General features: G+C 40.8%; 26 protein-coding genes and 1 rRNA gene. 9 read left to right on the top strand and 18 right to left on the bottom strand.

All coding sequences use genetic code 11. The annotated features are described in order from the left end of the window. Positions 1-58: 58 nt before the first annotated feature. Both J4526_01930 and J4526_01925 read right to left on the bottom strand, forming a co-directional pair. Positions 59-1159 carry a tyrosine--tRNA ligase gene (locus J4526_01930; GenBank protein ID WFO75664.1) on the bottom strand — a complete coding sequence of 367 codons (1101 nt, stop codon included), beginning with the start codon at positions 1157-1159 and terminating at the stop codon, positions 59-61. 291 nt (positions 1160-1450) lie between these two features. Continuing rightward, positions 1451-2146 (bottom strand): metal-dependent hydrolase, encoded by a 696-nt coding sequence (locus tag J4526_01925; protein WFO75663.1) that lies wholly within the window; start codon positions 2144-2146, stop codon positions 1451-1453. Positions 2147-2265: 119 nt separating this feature from the next. On the opposite strand from J4526_01925, the gene map reads away from it, so the two are divergent. The 4 genes from map to rrf all read left to right on the top strand — a co-directional run bounded on the left by map (position 2266) and on the right by rrf (position 4768). Continuing rightward, positions 2266-3168: a type II methionyl aminopeptidase gene (map, locus tag J4526_01920; protein WFO76282.1), complete on the top strand. Its 903-nt coding sequence runs from the start codon at positions 2266-2268 to the stop codon at positions 3166-3168. 72 nt (positions 3169-3240) lie between these two features. Beyond that, positions 3241-4335: a DUF1512 domain-containing protein gene (locus J4526_01915; protein ID WFO75662.1), complete on the top strand. Its 1095-nt coding sequence runs from the start codon at positions 3241-3243 to the stop codon at positions 4333-4335. After that, positions 4332-4613: a hypothetical protein gene (locus J4526_01910; protein WFO75661.1), complete on the top strand. Its 282-nt coding sequence runs from the start codon at positions 4332-4334 to the stop codon at positions 4611-4613. Before J4526_01915 ends, J4526_01910 begins: the two co-directional genes overlap by 4 nt. Before the next feature lie 35 nt (positions 4614-4648). Further along, positions 4649-4768, top strand: a 5S ribosomal RNA gene (rrf, locus tag J4526_01905). A 400-nt stretch (positions 4769-5168) separates the two neighbouring features. Here the strand turns inward: rrf and J4526_01900 are convergent. Beyond that, the gene (locus J4526_01900) at positions 5169-5381 is read right to left on the bottom strand and encodes a hypothetical protein (GenBank protein WFO75660.1); all 213 of its coding nucleotides are present in this window, start codon (positions 5379-5381) and stop codon (positions 5169-5171) included. Between the two features lie 331 nt (positions 5382-5712). On the opposite strand from J4526_01900, the gene J4526_01895 reads away from it, so the two are divergent. Beyond that, positions 5713-6273 carry a hypothetical protein gene (locus J4526_01895; protein ID WFO75659.1) on the top strand — a complete coding sequence of 187 codons (561 nt, stop codon included), beginning with the start codon at positions 5713-5715 and terminating at the stop codon, positions 6271-6273. A 499-nt stretch (positions 6274-6772) separates the two neighbouring features. On the opposite strand, the gene J4526_01890 is transcribed toward J4526_01895, so the two are convergent. The 8 genes from J4526_01890 to J4526_01855 all read right to left on the bottom strand — a co-directional run bounded on the left by J4526_01890 (position 6773) and on the right by J4526_01855 (position 10139). Then, positions 6773-7426, bottom strand: coding sequence for a hypothetical protein (locus J4526_01890; GenBank protein ID WFO75658.1), 654 nt, complete (start codon positions 7424-7426; stop codon positions 6773-6775). Positions 7427-7529: 103 nt separating this feature from the next. Continuing rightward, positions 7530-7772, bottom strand: coding sequence for a hypothetical protein (locus J4526_01885; GenBank protein WFO75657.1), 243 nt, complete (start codon positions 7770-7772; stop codon positions 7530-7532). Beyond that, a complete protein-coding gene (locus J4526_01880; GenBank protein ID WFO75656.1) occupies positions 7772-8194 on the bottom strand; it encodes a hypothetical protein in 423 nt (140 codons plus the stop codon). Before J4526_01880 ends, J4526_01885 begins: the two co-directional genes overlap by 1 nt. Continuing rightward, positions 8187-8561, bottom strand: a complete 375-nt coding sequence (locus J4526_01875) for a hypothetical protein (protein ID WFO75655.1) — start codon at positions 8559-8561, stop codon at positions 8187-8189. The genes J4526_01880 and J4526_01875 overlap by 8 nt, the downstream gene beginning before the upstream one ends. Next, positions 8558-8809 carry a hypothetical protein gene (locus J4526_01870; GenBank protein ID WFO75654.1) on the bottom strand — a complete coding sequence of 84 codons (252 nt, stop codon included), beginning with the start codon at positions 8807-8809 and terminating at the stop codon, positions 8558-8560. Before J4526_01870 ends, J4526_01875 begins: the two co-directional genes overlap by 4 nt. Positions 8810-8816: 7 nt before the next feature. Continuing rightward, positions 8817-9539, bottom strand: coding sequence for a CRISPR-associated protein Cas4 (gene cas4 / locus J4526_01865; protein WFO75653.1), 723 nt, complete (start codon positions 9537-9539; stop codon positions 8817-8819). A gap of 6 nt (positions 9540-9545) precedes the next feature. Beyond that, entirely contained in the window at positions 9546-9884 is a 339-nt protein-coding gene (locus J4526_01860) for a hypothetical protein (protein ID WFO75652.1), read from the bottom strand. 12 nt (positions 9885-9896) lie between these two features. Continuing rightward, complete coding sequence (locus J4526_01855) at positions 9897-10139, bottom strand: hypothetical protein (protein ID WFO75651.1); 243 nt, start codon at positions 10137-10139, stop codon at positions 9897-9899. Positions 10140-10261: 122 nt separating this feature from the next. On the opposite strand from J4526_01855, the gene J4526_01850 reads away from it, so the two are divergent. The 4 genes from J4526_01850 (at position 10262) to J4526_01835 (ending at position 12551) form a co-directional block, all read left to right on the top strand. Continuing rightward, positions 10262-10528, top strand: a complete 267-nt coding sequence (locus J4526_01850; GenBank protein ID WFO75650.1) for a hypothetical protein — start codon at positions 10262-10264, stop codon at positions 10526-10528. Further along, complete coding sequence (locus J4526_01845; protein ID WFO75649.1) at positions 10528-11442, top strand: hypothetical protein; 915 nt, start codon at positions 10528-10530, stop codon at positions 11440-11442. Before J4526_01850 ends, J4526_01845 begins: the two co-directional genes overlap by 1 nt. A 168-nt stretch (positions 11443-11610) precedes the next feature. Then, positions 11611-11757, top strand: a complete 147-nt coding sequence (locus tag J4526_01840) for a hypothetical protein (protein WFO75648.1) — start codon at positions 11611-11613, stop codon at positions 11755-11757. A gap of 17 nt (positions 11758-11774) precedes the next feature. Continuing rightward, positions 11775-12551, top strand: coding sequence for a hypothetical protein (locus J4526_01835; GenBank protein ID WFO75647.1), 777 nt, complete (start codon positions 11775-11777; stop codon positions 12549-12551). On the opposite strand, the gene J4526_01830 is transcribed toward J4526_01835, so the two are convergent. The 7 genes from J4526_01830 to J4526_01800 form a co-directional block, all read right to left on the bottom strand. Continuing rightward, positions 12542-13249, bottom strand: a complete 708-nt coding sequence (locus tag J4526_01830) for a hypothetical protein (GenBank protein WFO75646.1) — start codon at positions 13247-13249, stop codon at positions 12542-12544. The two genes, J4526_01835 and J4526_01830, sit on opposite strands and share 10 nt — an antisense overlap. 70 nt (positions 13250-13319) lie before the next feature. Further along, entirely contained in the window at positions 13320-13502 is a 183-nt protein-coding gene (locus J4526_01825) for a hypothetical protein (GenBank protein WFO75645.1), read from the bottom strand. Positions 13503-13637: 135 nt separating this feature from the next. Continuing rightward, entirely contained in the window at positions 13638-13826 is a 189-nt protein-coding gene (locus J4526_01820) for a hypothetical protein (protein WFO75644.1), read from the bottom strand. 56 nt (positions 13827-13882) lie between these two features. Further along, the gene (locus tag J4526_01815; GenBank protein WFO75643.1) at positions 13883-14239 is read right to left on the bottom strand and encodes a hypothetical protein; all 357 of its coding nucleotides are present in this window, start codon (positions 14237-14239) and stop codon (positions 13883-13885) included. Positions 14240-14306: 67 nt separating this feature from the next. Further along, positions 14307-14600 (bottom strand): hypothetical protein, encoded by a 294-nt coding sequence (locus tag J4526_01810; GenBank protein ID WFO75642.1) that lies wholly within the window; start codon positions 14598-14600, stop codon positions 14307-14309. Positions 14601-14605: 5 nt separating this feature from the next. Continuing rightward, complete coding sequence (locus J4526_01805) at positions 14606-15724, bottom strand: hypothetical protein (GenBank protein ID WFO75641.1); 1119 nt, start codon at positions 15722-15724, stop codon at positions 14606-14608. 2 nt (positions 15725-15726) lie between these two features. Further along, complete coding sequence (locus J4526_01800) at positions 15727-16551, bottom strand: trypsin-like peptidase domain-containing protein (protein WFO75640.1); 825 nt, start codon at positions 16549-16551, stop codon at positions 15727-15729. Positions 16552-16557 lie beyond the last annotated feature (6 nt).

Here is a 16557-nt window from a genome sequence, read left to right as displayed (position 1 = left end):
ATATTCACATGTAGTATTGGTGTTAAAACGAGAAGCAGTAAGTAATTGTGTTTAGTTATCACCGTGTTATCTTAGCGTGCATTAGAGTTTCTAGTAGTTCACGTGCTTCTCTATCTTCTAGGATCTTTTTCCTCACGGGTTCAAGCATTTTTATTAATGCTTCAGCAGTAGCGTTCTTAAGGTCTGCTGGATGAAGTTTTCCTTCTTTGTATAGTTTCTCTAGTTCTTCATAGCTATGGATAGTCAATGGGCCTCCATACTTTGCGGGTCTATCAACGTATAGTTCGAACCCTGGCTGTGAGAACAACAAGTATTTGTTGATTTCAATAACAGGATTTAGCTCTACTTCTCGTGGTGGGCAGTAGGCTTTTCTTATTTTCTCTCTTATAGCTTCTGGGGGATCGTGGATAAAGATTGCTGTTTCAGGCTTAGATTTACTCATTTTTACATCGGCAAGTACTTCATCAATATTTGCTTCACTGATAGTCACCTCCATTCTTTTGCCTGGTCCCTGTAAACTCGTTAACAAGGGGGTATGTATTGCTACTACTTTTTTCCTCCCTATTTTTTCGGCAATGTCTCTTGCAAGCATGTGGGCTTTTCTTTGATCTGTACCTCCTAAAGCTATATCTAAGTCTAAATAGAATATGTCCGTAACTTGCATTAATGGGTAGATCAGTTTGGAAAAATCTGTTTCAGCTTCACTAGCTTTCCTACCCATTATTGTAAGAGCACGTTTTACACGGGCTAGACTTACATGTTTAGCGGACTTTATGAGTAGTTCCCAGTAGGTTTTATCACTAATAAGATCTTCTGCATCAACAAATTTTATCTTGGAAACATTGATTCCTAGGGCTTCCAATACTTTTCTGACAAATCTTGCTGCCTTCCTTATAGTATCCATGTCTCCTCCTAGTTTATCATTTATATAGGCGTGCCATGTTGCTTCAAGTATGTATGTTTCAAGACCAGCTTCAACGAAGTCTCTTATTTTGTACATCCAAATAAGCCAACCTATATGAACAAGCCCGCTAGGCTCAAAACCAATATAGGCTTTAGGTTTCTCTACATCTTCTAGTACTCTCTTCAAATCATCTAATGTAACTATCTCTACGGCATTCCTTGTTATGAGCTCTAGTCTCGCATTAATGTTCTCCATATCATACCCACCTATAGTAATATCAACTTATTTTATAACAACAGAAATCCTCTATAAATGGATTTTCTCTGAAAATCGTCATGAACAATAATGTACTGAATTAATTGTTAAGATGTGAAAAACAATTTTTCACTGATTTATTTCATTTTTAATTCATTAATACGCCCCCAGACGCCTGTCCCCCGCTACTAACACTCGTGGTCATCGGGGCCTTATCCGGCTCTTCTCCCACGAGCTCTTACTAGCGGGAGCGGGGTTGTCGGCGTCTGGGGGCCTGTTTAATATTTAGTTTTAGGGGTAGTTGTATTCTTGTCCTGGTTTTAAGATAACTACTTTTGTTGGCGTCTTTTCTTCAACTCTTCTCTTGAATTCATCTGCGTCAGCTTTTATTACAGGAAATGTGTTATAGTGCATTGGTATTGCGATCTTGGGTTTGATTAGTTCTACAGCTTTTACTGCTTCAGGTATCCCCATAGTGAAGTGTCCTCCTATTGGTAGCAAGGCTATATCAGGCTTGTAGAGTTCTCCTATAAACGTCATTTCTGCAAATAATCCAGTGTCTCCTGCATGATATATTCTTATATCTGTTCCACCTACAACTACTCCAACAGGATTACCTAGTTGTGCACTATGAATAGCTGGCGTGAGTACAACGTATATGTCTGGAATATCTAATCGTCCACCGACATTTGCTCCTATGGCTACAATATTCTTCTTTTCAAGTTCTACGGCAAGATCGTATATGGCAATAACTTTAGCACCAGTCTTTTTTGCTATGGGCTCTGTATCACCTAAATGATCTCCATGGTCGTGTGTCACGATGATGTAATCTATTTTGTTAACTGTTTTTAAGTACTCTTCAACGCTTCTATATGGTGATAATGGATTTGTCACCCATGGGTCTATGAGTATGGTTTTTTCTTTCCCATCTAAGCCTTTTAATTTGACTTCGAAAGCAGCATGACCCAAGTATCTAATTGTAGTCATGTATTCTCACCTTGAAAGATACTAATTTCTATCCAAATATTAATAAATAGTCTCCAGAACCTAAAATAATTAGCATTAAGGGAAAATAACGGAGGCGTGCTTTGTTGGTTATCGAGGTTATTGATGAAGATATTATTAAAAAATATGTTAAAGCGGGTGATATCGCGAAGAGAGTTAGAACTGAGGCAGCCAAGAAATCAAAACCTGGAATGAAGCTTGTTGAACTTGCTAACTATATTGAACAGAGAATTCGTGAGCTAGGAGGCGAACCCGCTTTCCCTGTTAACTTGTCTGTAAACAATATTGCTGCACATTATACACCTGTCATTGACGATGAAGCCACCATTCCGGATAATGCTGTACTAAAAATAGATATAGGTGTTCATGTTGATGGATATATTGCTGACACGGCTATATCTGTCACGTTTAATCCTGCATATGAGTCATTACTTGAAGCTTCAGAAAAAGCTCTTGAACGAGCTCTCGAGATTGTTAAGCCGGGTGTTAAGGTATCTGAGATCGGTAAAATTATTGAGGAAACAATTGTATCAATGGGTTATAAGCCTATACGTAATCTAACGGGACATAGTATGGATAGGTACATCATTCACTCGGGTTTAACCATACCAAATTATTGGGACAAAAGCGCTGGCTGGAGGCTTACTAATGGTGCTTACGCTATTGAACCCTTTGCTACAACTGGTATAGGTCTAGTTAGAGAAGATAATGTTGTAACAATCTTTAGTTTAAGAACAGGTAAGCCAAGAACAAGGCTATCTTTTACTGAGAAGAAAATAGTTGATTATGTTTGGAACACTAGAAAGAGATTACCATTCTGTGAAAGATGGTTAAAAAGTATGGTTTCTTCGCTAGATGGGCTAAGAAACACTATTTCAGGGCTAATCCGTAAAGGTGTTGTCACTGTTTATCCGGTTCTTGTTGAGAAAACCAATGGTATTGTTGCACAGTTTGAGCATACTATATTGATTAGTGGAAAAGACGTAATTGTGACCACTTTATAGCAATTTTTATAGGAGGTAAGTAATTTACCTTAATCGTAAAGATGAGTGTCGAATGAAAGGGTTCGGTGGCAAATGTCTGGAGACTGGAGTGACTATATAGGCCAGATAATTTTCTTGATTTTCTTCCTCATGCTATTTACCGGGCTTAACCAAAGAATTCAAATGAAATTATGGGCTTTTGATATTAGGAATAAGTTATCTTATATAGGGAGTAGAGTTGAAGAAAGTAAGAGTAGACTTGAAGAAGTTTTTAGACGTCTTGGTGTAAAGGAACCTGCACCCTTACTTGCTAGGTACCTTGACTTCTTTACAATAGAGCCTGTTTCTATAGAGCCAACAGATATAATAAAACGTCTCGATCATTTACTTAGTGTTAGAGAAAACGTGTTCAAGGATTCCTTGAAGAATATTTTCCCTAAATTAAGTAGGTATGAAAGAAGTCTTATCGAGTCATCTATAGAAATAGCTAGTGTACTCAATTTCATCTATAAGGTTGTCCGTCATTATCTTCTTATTGGTGAAAAATACAACAACTGGATTTTGTTAATGCAACTACAATTTCAAATGCCTGAGATCCTGAGAATTGTGGACACATACTACAAGAGTTTCTCGGCATTCCTCCAAGGTACACCCATAGGTGATGCGGCTGGGCCACTTCTTGCAGTAAAACTTGCGGAAGAAGGACGTGTTTTGTCTAAAAGAATAGTAGAAGATGTTGTTGTTATTGAGGCATGGATACGTGATAGGAGGGTCTTTATAATAAAGGCTGAAGGACCTGGATCTAATGTTGGTAAGCCCGGTAAAGCTATTGCAAAGATTATTGAAGAACTAAACGGTAATGTAGACCTAGTGGTAACTGTTGATGCAGCTCTAAAACTTGAAGGAGAAACTGTTGGTGAAATAGCTGAAGGCGTTGGCGCAGCAATAGGAGATCCTGGCCCTGAGAAGATAGCTATAGAAAGAGCTACATCTAAATACAATATCCCGTTACGTGCACTCGTAATAAAAATGGGTCTTGAAGATGCTTTGTATCCTATGAAGAAAGAGATTTACGAGGCAGTGGAACGAGCCAAAGAATACATCTTAAAGATTATTGAAGAATCAACTTCACCCGGATCAACTGTGCTTGTTGCTGGAATAGGTAATACAATAGGTGTAGCGCAATGATATGGCAAGACTATAACTTCATCATAATATTGATATTAATGAGTCTAATAATAGTCTTATTACAAATGTGGATAGAATCAAGAAGAAGGCCTCCAACAAAAGAACTTATAACGAAAACGTTGTTGAAATGCGTAAAATGCGGCTACAGTATAGAAAGAGACTTCGAGCCAGGAGACTTTGTTACAATGGTGAAAAATAGATGCCCAAAATGCGGAGAGTATATGCGTGTAGAAGCAATATATGCGATCGAATTGCAGCAGTATAGGAGAAAAACTTAAAACACGAAACAACTGACTAGACTAAACTGGCGGCCCGACCCGGCCATAGTGGCCGGGCAACACCCGGTCTCATATCGAACCCGGAAGTTAAGCCGGCCACGTTGGGGTTGGCCGTGGGGTCCGCGAGGCCCCGCAGCCGCCCCAAGCTGGGATCGGGCCGCCTTCCTTCTCCTTGTTTCTGCTCAACTAGCTTAAGCATCTTCCTGCATAACTCTAGGCTGGGTTTCCTGAGGCCCTTCTTAAGCATGCTTTTATAGACCCTAGTGATCCCGAGGTCTCTTGGCGTTATCCTATACTCGTCCATAAGCTTCAAGAAAAGATTAGGGTTGTCCCTTAGCTCTTCAGGCGAAGGTAGGTGAGGCATGCGTTATACACCACTATTACACTACAAGTAACAAACCTAATAAACCCGTCCCACAGACCATATAACAACCCCATATAACAAACTAAAAACCAATACCATAAAAATTACACAAAAAGTAATAGAAGAAATAATTTTTACATAAAAAAGAGTTTGAAATGATTTTATACCCACTAACAGGTATAGACATCACCTTATTGCTCATCTTCGAATATTACTTTTGCACGTAGTTTGCGGACTTTGCATTCTATTTCAATAACCTTAGACTCTTCCACTGGTCCAATAAGCTGAAAGACAATACTCTTTATCTCATTTTCTAGCTTATCAGGTTCAACAGCAACCTTTATTCGGGATTCTCCATGCTGACATTCTACAAGGTAATATTCATATACCTCTTGTCTGCTCATATTGCCACCAAGCTTATTTTAATCTTAATGTAAAATATTTTTATGTGGAAACGGAAAACACAATATAGTGAACAAAATATTCGAGGACAATATTGTCGCCCTAAACAGGAAAAATCCGTTCAAACCTAGAACAAACCCACCATACAAAAACAATAATTAAAGACATACATTTAAAAGAGGTAGTAGAACCTGCTAGGTTCAGTAGCATTCTCTTTAATCATCCAATGAAAAACTATAATAATTACAGTGTAAGGTGTTAGGTAGAAGCCAGGCCAGTGTCTACCTAACATTTTATTATGTTTGTATACTGATAAAATGTATTAGATGGGGTATGTCAATCAATGATATAATCTCGTTTCTTACATCAAGAGAAGCTGCAAATATTGCCCAAGTATTTGCTGCACTAGCAACAATAATCATAGCTTTTGCAGCATACAAGCAGATTAGAGCAATCAGGTTCGGTTATGAAAGAAGAATAGCACTAGACCTTGCAGCAGCAATAGCTTGTGTTTTAGCCTATATGAAAAAAGAATATGGGTTAATTTATCCAGGACTAGAAAGCGTCACGGTTAGAAAATGCTCTGGCAAGGAGTCTCTGATAGGCGAAGAACACGTAACATACCTACTTATACTTGATCAAAAAATGTGGCTTCTAAGCAAAGCACTACGTGACAAAGAAGTTAAGAAAATTCTGCCTATCCATCCAATCGATAAAACCCTCTTCTGCCAAGACAAGGAGACCTGCTTAAAGATAGCCCAAAGATATTTTGGAATACTAGCCTCAACATTTAACTATCTTGTAAAAGAATATAGGCTCTCATTTAGCGAGATCGAGAAACGATGCAAAAACCTTGCCTATTTCGAGAAATTAAAAAAAGGTATTCATTACTAATTAGATGCTACTCTAAAAGAAGAGTATTATAGAAGCCAAAGGTCATAGAAGTCCTTTCTTATAATGACTTACTGTAACTACAGGACCTATTCTTAATACAATTACTATAGAATATTCTAGCGATGGCGATGACTCATCTATAGATCGTTGATATACATGCTGATTACCTGCTTCTTCGATCAGGCTAGGTAGGCCAGAGCCTGGAACACTCCATCACTCCATCGGAGATCAGTTGATATATCATCACAGAGGGTCTTAGATCAGTTGATATGTAATGCAATGTTCCTTCTCGAGTGGAATAGATGCTATTGTTAGGTAGAATTCGGGTGGAGCTCTACCTAACACCACTTAAGCAAAGATACAGGGTGCAGGGTTCAAGTGTTAGGTAGAAGTGGAGTGGAAGTCTACCTAACACCTTCACGGTAAAGAGTGTTAGGTAGAACCCCAGTAAGAATCTACCTAACACTAATGGAATAAGCTAGAAGAGTGAAGGGATCGGCTAATGTGGTGCTGGGATTTCTATGCCTTGTTCTGCGAGGATGAGTGGTGATGGGTAGTATTTGAGGTATTGTTCTAGTGGATCGTTGGCTATTGTTTCTCCTAGTTCTTTTGTTATTTCTCTGAGGATGTAGGCTAGGAGCATGAGTTCTCCGTAGAGTCGTTTTCCACGTAAGGCATCAATGAGCTTGGTGTATCTGTTCTTGAAGTACTTGGCCATGTTCTTTATTATCTCGTGCATGTTCTTCATGGGGATTATTCTTGCTGTCCTGAGCATCTCTAGTGCTCCTCTGGTATATCCTGCGGGGCATAGGATGTACTTTGCTGTATCCATTCCCGTGACATACCTTGTTTTCCTCTCCAGGAGCCTGAGTATCTTTGTCCTGGTCTGGCTGGGGCTCAGCGGCCTGCTTGTCTGCATAGATATGTATACAAGGTACCTGACTGGCCTCGTGGCTGGCAGCTCTATATAGATGTCCAGTATAGTCCTCCGTTCATCATAATCTATTCTCAGCGGACTACCCAGCCTCATCCTCTTATAGCCTTCAACTAGGCTCCAGTTCCTCTTCACACTCTTTATGAACCTCCTCGTTATCTCGGCTATCACAGCCTGCCTAGCAGCCAGCTTCAACGAATAATCATACGCATGCCTCATAGCCCACCACCCTCCTCGAGTACAGGCAACTTCACAGCGAGACCCAGGACACCCAGGAGCGTAAAGGCGAACAAAAACATACAAACTTCAAACAACATTGTTTTCACCAGTCTAGATCTTCATCATCTTCGTCAAGGAATTCTTCATCTTCATCACAGTAATCTAGCATGCCAAGCTCGTATGCAATATCTTCCCAGATCTCACTACACATAGCATTCAAGACGTCGTCTGTTGTCCAGCATCCATCACAATCACATCTCACACTGTCATCAAAGTTGTCTAGACAAAACTGATAAACATCAAATTCCCCATCTTCAACATCATGCTTCTTATCCTTTTCAGCCATTACTCTTCACCTTCTTCTCTTTTCTTGATCATTTCGAGTAGACTGGCTGTTGTTTGGATTATTGATAACTGTGATTCGAGGGTGAGTATCCCTCTTAGGAGCCTGTTGAGTTCTTTGATGAATTGTTTTAGGTTGTATCCACGGTACTTTAGTAGTCCACTGTCGATGGTCTTGCCTATGTATATTGACGTAGGCTTCCTCGTCTTGCTCTTGAGGTAGTAGTAATAGTACTTCTTCCCGACCTTGTTTAGAACCCATGTGTAAGTCAATGTATAACCGTCATAGCTGACGTTCCTAGCCTCTAGCTCGCTAAGCAGTCTATAGACCATAGTCTTAAGCCTATCAAGATCTCGTCTAACCACACGCAGCAACTCACCAAGGTTCTGTCCGTCATTCACTACAGCAGCCATAGCCTCAGCCATCGTCGAGAAGCCCCCTTCTCTCCTCGATAACTCTTTGGAACTTCTCTGTTGGAACAAAGATCACTTTCTTCTTGTTATCCCTTGGATGAACCCTGTTTAGGTAGCCTAGCTCTGCGAGCTTCCTGATAGCACGGTCAAGAGTCCGATCAGTGTACTCGCTGTAGAACCTCCTCGAGGCAGCATAGCTCTTTATACCATCATAAGTAAAGCCCCTGCGCTTATTAACAACTAGGTACTCATGGATAAGCAGCAAGGTTCTATAGAGACTAGGAGTCTGCAGCAAGTACTCGAGATCGCTAGCACTACTAACACTAGTGTTATCGGTGGCCTGGAGCTGTTGCTTGATGACTCTAGCGAACCTGGTCATTGTTTCACCTTAAGGAAGTCAGTCAATGGTCTTGGTGGCTGATACTCTTTTGGTTTGAAGCCATAGCATCTGCCAACATAGTATCTTACGAATCTATGGAACCTACTGCACCATCCCAGTATCTCAACACCATACTTGGCCCGATAGATCTCTGCTTCCTCGAGAAGATCCAGCATATCGTTTTCCTCAAACTTCTCAATGGGAACGAAGTACTCGCATTTACGACAATCAACAATTCCATGCCTCATCACTCGATCACCTCCTCTTGTAGTTGTTTGAGAAGTGTTTGTAGGGACACATCATGTTGTATGGACAATAGCTGCATTCCCAGTCCCAGCGTGGGTGCTTGGTGTTCTCGATGGTTTCTTTGACAAGTTGTTTTAGATCCACGTCGTTCATAGGGTTGTTGATCTCGTATTCTGCTACACGGTCTGGATTAACGTATACCAAGTAGCCTTTTGTCGCTGAAGCCATGAGCATATAGATTCTTAGCTGCATGATATGCGGCTGCTTAGGCTGCTCGCTATCGCCTCTAGAACTCTTGAACTCATAGACAACAACTTCACCGCCATCAGTAACCCTGAGGGCGTCTATGCGCCCCGTGATCTTAACTAGTGTAGGCTCTCCATTGTTCAGCCAAAGCCTTCTCTCAACCTCGACTTCGATTCTAACACCATTCCATTTCTCTCTGAGAAGATGCTCGAGACCAAGATGGATAAGCCTACCATAAACACCCCATGGACCATAAATATTCTGCTCGATAACAGGCAAGGGATGCTGTAGCCTAAACCAGTACTTCTGGCTACAATACACCAGATCGGATACGGTGAGGCAAACCTTGGCATCACATTCTCTCGTCAAGTGCTCTAGTAGGTCGCCGAGGTTCCACTGGTATATCAACGACTGGACACTATGGTCGCTGGCAGCCACTGCTGGCCTGAGTGCCTCGGCTAGCTTGAGTAGTTGTTCTTTGTTCATGGCTCTTCACTTCAGGAGCTTCATTCCCTTCAGCATTACCCGCATGGCGTTTAGTGATGTGATCCTCCTGGCGTTCCTGGCTGCTTCCCTCAGCTTCTCTGGGTCATTGTTCTCGAAGAACTCGAGTGCAACAGCCAGCGCCATCCTAATAACAGTGCTCTTATCGGTCCCGAGGCTCTTGACGATCGCTTCTATGATACGGGCACTAGATCGACTAACCTTAAACGAGACAACAACACTCTCCTCGAGATCATCAACATCAATAGCAATAACATCCCTCTTCTCAACCTGATACCTAACAAAATCCCTAAGACCCGCAGTAGCAGAAAGAAGAGACACCGACACTACGGATCACCCTTAGACAATGTTTATGTCTTCCACTGGCTCAGGCTCACTTCCATCAATCCTGATGCCATGCTTCCTAAGGTATTCGATCATAGCCTCCTCAACAAGCTCCTCGAAGTCTCTGCCAGTCAGCTCAACCAGCTTCTTGAACTCAGCAATAACATCAACTCTTACCCTAGGACCAATCTTCCTACGAGGAACACTCTTTGAAGAAAAAATAACTTGAGTTCCAGTAGAAGACGGGGCAGTTCCCATGTACATATTCACCTCTGTGTATATTGTACAATGTGCTAGGTATATAAGCTCTCTGTACAATGTACAACTAGCAGATCATACTGTAATACTTGTACTATGTATATTATACATGGTGCTTATGGTTGAGTGAACGAGGACTCAACGGGCCACTAAAAGTATTAGCATACCTACTGGATCACGATGGCTCAGCTCTTCTAACAATAAGCAGAGAAACAGGACTCAACTACAGAACCGTAAGAAGAGCCGTGGACCTACTACAAAAACTAGGCTTCGTTGTTGAAGAAATAGAACAAGGGCCACCAGTAAGAAAAATCATAAAACTAACAGAGAAGGGGCGCAAGGCGGCTGAACACGCTAAAGCATTACTAGAGCTGGCGGGGATGATATAATGCCGTTCATATTTGTTAAACCTGTTAAGTATATGCCAGTTTTTACTGGTTTCGATTTGGAGGAAAAGAATGTAGCTTTGCGTCTAGTGATTAATGTTGAGGAAGTTGTTCATAGATATCCCCATTATCTTAATCCTCGTTATCTTACTAATAGAGTACATAAGGCAGAGGCATATGTATTTGTTCATGAGGTGTATACGCCGAAGGGGGGACTTTTAAGGAGCATTAATAAGTTTTATGAATTACCACTAGCAAGTGAGGTCAAGTATGAAGGCAAGTTATCTTATAGGGGTGATCTAGTTTTGGATGTCAGTGATTTATGCAAGGATTTTGACATACCTGTAGGATATTACATTATTATTGAGCTGTTTGGTTTGAAATGTTATTATAAGAGTGAAAAGCAATCTCCTGAAACGACTGTAAAAACTTATTCTCTTTTGCCAGAGAGTGTTGAAGAATATTATGAGGAGAACACTCCAGAGAGGTTAGTTGATGTTACCCGTAGGCTTGTAAACATGTGTAAGGACACGCTATTGCATCATGGGTTAATTTCTCTTCTTTACGAGATAGGGCTCAATGACATTGCTTCGGATCTTAAAGTGGGTGTTTTAAGTTATGCTGAAAAGGATTATGAGAAAGCTATCAAATTCTTTAGGAAAGTCGCTGAAGGTTTTAGGGACTATCTTAGGGGCATAGAAAAAGTAGACAACATCAAAAACCGTGCCACACTTTTGTATGATTATGCCAATAGTTCCTTTCATCTTCTAAGCAATTTTGGCGAACATTATAAGACGTATGGTGGTCCTAAGGAGGCCGAGTTGGCCAAAGAAATTGCTCTCAGCTTAGCAAGATATATGGCATTCAAGATCAAGGCAGGTAAGGTTACCCCTAAGCAACAGGGCGGGAAACAATAAATGCGTGTTAGGTAGATTTGTGTAAGGGTTCTACCTAACACCTTATCTCTGGAAAGTCCTTATTGTTAGATGGCATGATTGGGTTCTCTAGAAACAGTTGGCGTTATCAATATAAAGTAATACGGTATTAAATTAGATATCATGTGGATAAGTGAATAGGTGAACGTATTGGGTTATTTTTACTGTAGATATCTTGTAGCATTTGCTATCGAAAAAATTGATGTCAAAATCTTAAGTGATAGTTTAAAGGGTGTTATGAGAAGACAAAATATTGTATCACATAATGGTATTAATGCCAAGCATTGTTTTGTTTAGATAAGGGGGTGAAATACTTGCTTGCTTGCCACTTATATACAATGCCTTTTTTAAGTATTGATGATATATATGATAAATTGAAAAGTATATCGGATAAACCTTACGTTTATATAAATCAATCAGTTATCATTAATGGTAAACAGGAATCTTTATATGCATCATTCTATAATATTAGAAAGATTTCGGAAGTTATATTTGGTTGTTTTGGATATCAATATATTGATAAGGAATATAATGTTGAGAATAAAAGGTATGAGACTAAAAAGAGGAATGCTTCGATAGAATTTGCGATATTTAATTATAACGATAAGACTTACCTATGTATTTTTTCTGGAGCACTCAAGATTAAGACCTTAATAGAGGAGCTTGAAAGAAAGCTATTTGGTAGTTATCAAGGTAGGATAAACATAGTGTACTTATCTCGTAATCAGTTACGCGACATAGTTGATAAAATTCCTCACCAAACTTATGGTACAGCGTTTGATGGATTACGAGATATTAACGGATGGACTAAGCTTCATGTATTTGGTAGCAATGTTGAATCTCCACAGGAATATGAAGAGTTTTCTTCGCGAGCACTCGAACCAGATAAGGATTACATGTATTCTGATTTTAGATATAAGAGTAGTAGGGGAAAAACATACAAGTTTAGAATCATACGGAAAAATCCAAAGAGTTCTAGTCTAGGCGATACACTTACTGTAATTTGCTATAACCTCTTTAATGAAGAACGTGATAAATTGTTCCTCATAAATTATATCAAAGAAAATATACTGGCATCTCTTCATAAATAGAGAGCTAAGAGAGTTTTTAGAGCTCTTAATACGCTTTTGTCTACGATGTCGGTTATTCTAATATACTTTCCTACAAGATAAATTCTGTACTTGTCTCCTAACGAGATGTACTTAACCTTCAGATCATCAATTATTTTTGTTACTTCTTCTAGCTTGTTTATTTTAACTTCAAGAACAGATGAGTACTCTGGTTGATTAAGGCATGTTACTAGGTGTGCTATTATGTTCTTATGTATAGCCTCACGAAGTGCAAGGAGACCTTCAAAGAATTCTCTGTAGTGAAGAGTTGTTTCTACAACTACTTCTATTTGGTTTACCAGTATCTTATCTTCGTTAATTCCTGATACACCGAAATATAGGAATCCTTCTAATTTTTTATCGTTGTATTCTATCTCAAACTTAATGTTATCATTACCATTGAACGCCTTTACCTTTTGTTGGATAAAATAGTTCAGTATATGTTCCTGTAATTCGTCCATAACATATTCTTCACCTAAATAAAAGATCCATACATTCTTTGCATGAATATCAGGATTACGAAAGTAGTTGCATGCATACCCCCACCAAAGTCTTAACCTGTATCGTATGCTTCCTGGAAGAAATATCTCTATTAACTTTGTAATTAAGCCGCCTAAAGCAAGTACAATAATGTTACTTAGAATCCATCTAAAAAACTCTAGGATCTCGCCAAGTATCATTGTTACTCACTCAAGATTAAACTTATACGCAACGAAAAATAATCTTATCGATCAAAACTATTAGATCGAATTAAATCCCTAGTTCTTTCTCTATTTGCGCTAGGCCGTATTCGATGAGTGTTTGCTTGATTTTCTCTATCTCGTAGTTTATCTTTTGTCTTATTTCGTCTGGTATTTTCAGCTCTCTTAGTTTGTCGTCTACTTTACGTTGGATGTACTCAACTAAGAGGACTACCTTGGGGTCTACGGGCATCCTGGTCACTTCCTCTAGGCTACGTGGTGGTTGTCTCCTCGAGGACCTGTTTAGCCAAATACTTCACTCTATACAGGGTCTCAGGGTGTTGGGTGAAACAAAAAGAATGGTGTTAGGTAGAACCTGAGTGGTAATCTACCTAACACTTCTTCTTTGTTGTCCTAGTAGGAATGCTATGGCGAATGCTATTCCGATGACTAGTGGTCCTGTGATTAGCACTATTTTCAGTGTTCCACTTTTTAGTAAGATCCAGTGCAACCAGATGATTATTGCGATAATGGGTATTGCTGCAAGGAGTGTGATGAGGGTGTTCCGTTTAACCATGTTTATACACCAATTACATTATACGTGTTTGTCTAAGGTGTTTTAGAAAAAGAGAGTTACAGTTTAGGTATTGGTAGTTTTATTTTACGCCATAGATATGTTACCGTGATTACTGCTGCTCCAAGTATTATCGTGAATAGCGTGGCTGTTGCTAGTGCTGCTACTGTTCCTTGTTTGGCGTATTCTAGGTCTTTGGTTGTGAGTTCTATGTTGTTTAGCAGCGTTTTTCCTTCGTCATACATTTTTGCCAGAATGTCTCTCGAGGTGTCGTATGTCTCAGAGTTTACGTAGTCTAGTAGTTTTCTCGTGTAGTAGTCTACGTTGTTGAGGGGGCCCCATAGTGCTGCGAGGAACACTAGTGCAGCCAGAACCAGGCCTATGCCTAGCCCGTAGAGGAAGCTCTTTTTATCCAAGATTAACCCACCAGTAACCAGTACAATATATTGTATCACATGTATAGAGGAAAAAGAGTTTGTGTCTTCATCCAAGTATTCTCCTTAGTTGTTCTCGATTGACGATACTCCATATCGTGAAAGGTACTTTTAGCAGTAGAAACACTTGAAGGTAGGTTATTGTCGTGGATCCCAGTCTTGTCTTTATTATGATTAGTGGTCTGTCGATGCCTAGTAGCATTAAGAGGATTACGAAGAGGTCTGCTAGTATCAGGGCTGCTATGAATGCTTTTGCTATTCCTTGTCTTTCTGCTATCTTCACGAAGGCATAGGTTATCGATAGCATGAATGCTGCTAATGCTGCAGCTGCGACCAGCTCCATAGCTATCAGCCCGATATCGGTGGTGGCGGTGGCTGTGCAGGGGTGACATAGGTGATGGTGTTGGTTGTCTCGTTGATTACTTGTGCTGGCTGGACCTGTATGTTCAATAGAAGGGCTGCCAGCACGGCTATTGCTATTAGTGCTAGTATCGCTATTACTCCAGCGTATCGGGTCAGCCATGACGGGCCTATCTTTTCTCTTTCAAGCATGTACCTGGCCTTCGCTGCCACTGATATATCGTATCTTGACTTGAGGATTAGTCCAAGTGACTTATGGCATGTCTCGTAGACTTCTCCTATCGTGCTTAGTATTGCTGCTGCTAGACCGCTGTCTCCCACTATGTTCTTTATCTTCTCGTAGGCTTCTTTGACTGAGTCAGCTACGTTGATCTCTATCTTGGTTAGTTTGCTTAGTAGTTTTGTTGGTGGTATGCTCGAGAATGCGTCTACTGGTATGATTCCACGCATTATGTTGTTCTCTGAGTGCGAGACCACTATGCTTGTGAAGAGTGTCTGTGGGCTGAAGGCTTTCACGAGTATGGCTAGTAGCCAGGCCAGCGAGAACACCAGGGCGCTGAAGACTACTAGGTCTATTGGTGTAGGCGGCATGCCGAAGCCAGCCATAGTGACGACTATTGTGTTGGCGAAGCTCAGTGCTATCAAGGCCAGCATTATATAGACTGCCACTAGCTGCCTGACAAACAAGCCGAAGGGGCTTGGGCCACCAGGTATCTTGGTATCGATCAATGATAAGGGCTCTGCATAAGCAAATGGGTCATCGTTGAGCTTCACTAGAAAGCTGCCAGCCTGAACAATAAACCCGCCATCCTTACCGCCAGCAACCTTGATCTCGTCATCATAGAAAACATGCTTATTACCAAGATGATCCTTCAGCAACAGCATACGTTTAGGGGCATAGGGTATGAAGAAAAAGAACACAGCATCAACCAGGTCATGTACATGAGCCTTATACTTAGCCCACAAGATGATAAAGAAAAGCAGAGCTATAATGGGTGCAGCTAGGGTTAATACAAGCCATTGCGGCTCATTAGCTAGATGCTGCTGGAAAAGATACTTCTTTATTAGCTCTATAATGTGTTCATCGATTGGAAGCTGGCCATCCATATTTATCTTCGCCTCCTTTTTGAGGCTATGAGTATTCCCAGTCCTGTGCCTGTAGCGAGGATGAGTATGTCGAGGACTAGGCCAGCTGATGCCCCTGCTATTGCGCCTGCCACGAATGGGTCTTGTACTATGGATTCAGGGAGTATGCTGCTTGTTCCCTCGATGTAGGCTATTCCATGTTCTCTAAGCAGTTCTCTCAATGCGCCTACCGTTGTGGCGAAGTAGAGTACTCCAGCATTGCCACGCAGCGCAAAGCTCACGACACCAATAACGTTGCCGTAGTAGTCCAGGACAGGTCCACCGCTATTGCCAGCATCAACGATTCCGCCCAGCTCGATCAAGCCATTGGCGGACCATGTTAGACGGCTCTCGAGAATCCTAGGGTTCTCGCTAAGAGCCTCGAGGCTACCCATTATCTGCAGTAGCTCGAATGGATAACCTATAACGTATATTGTACTCGAGGGCTCAGGTATCCTGACGGCCAGCGGGAAGATGTATTTGTCAAACTGGCCAGAGTTCTCAACGTATATCACCGCCAAATCACTCTGAGTATCAAGTGCTACAACAACTCCTCTAGCATGGACATTACCCCTTATGATGGTCACAACAGCGTTAGGCTGGTTGTTCACAACATGCGCTGCCGTAACGACATGACTGGGGTTCACCCAGAAACAAGTACCATACTGGTTCTGATAAACAACAATAGCAACACCCTTCAGCCAATCATTAGAGAACCTAAGCTCTTCTTTGTCTTCAGCGAAAACAGGAGAAGCTATGATTAAGACAAGTATTATTGTGAGAAAGAAAAAAGGCTTGGGTTTAAACATTTCTGA

It is taken from the genome of Desulfurococcaceae archaeon MEX13E-LK6-19, assembly GCA_029637525.1.
Lineage (GTDB): Archaea > Thermoproteota > Thermoprotei_A > Sulfolobales > Desulfurococcaceae > MEX13ELK6-19.
Note: the sequence above shows the minus strand (reverse complement) of the source record. Positions and strands in the feature narration are given on the sequence as shown.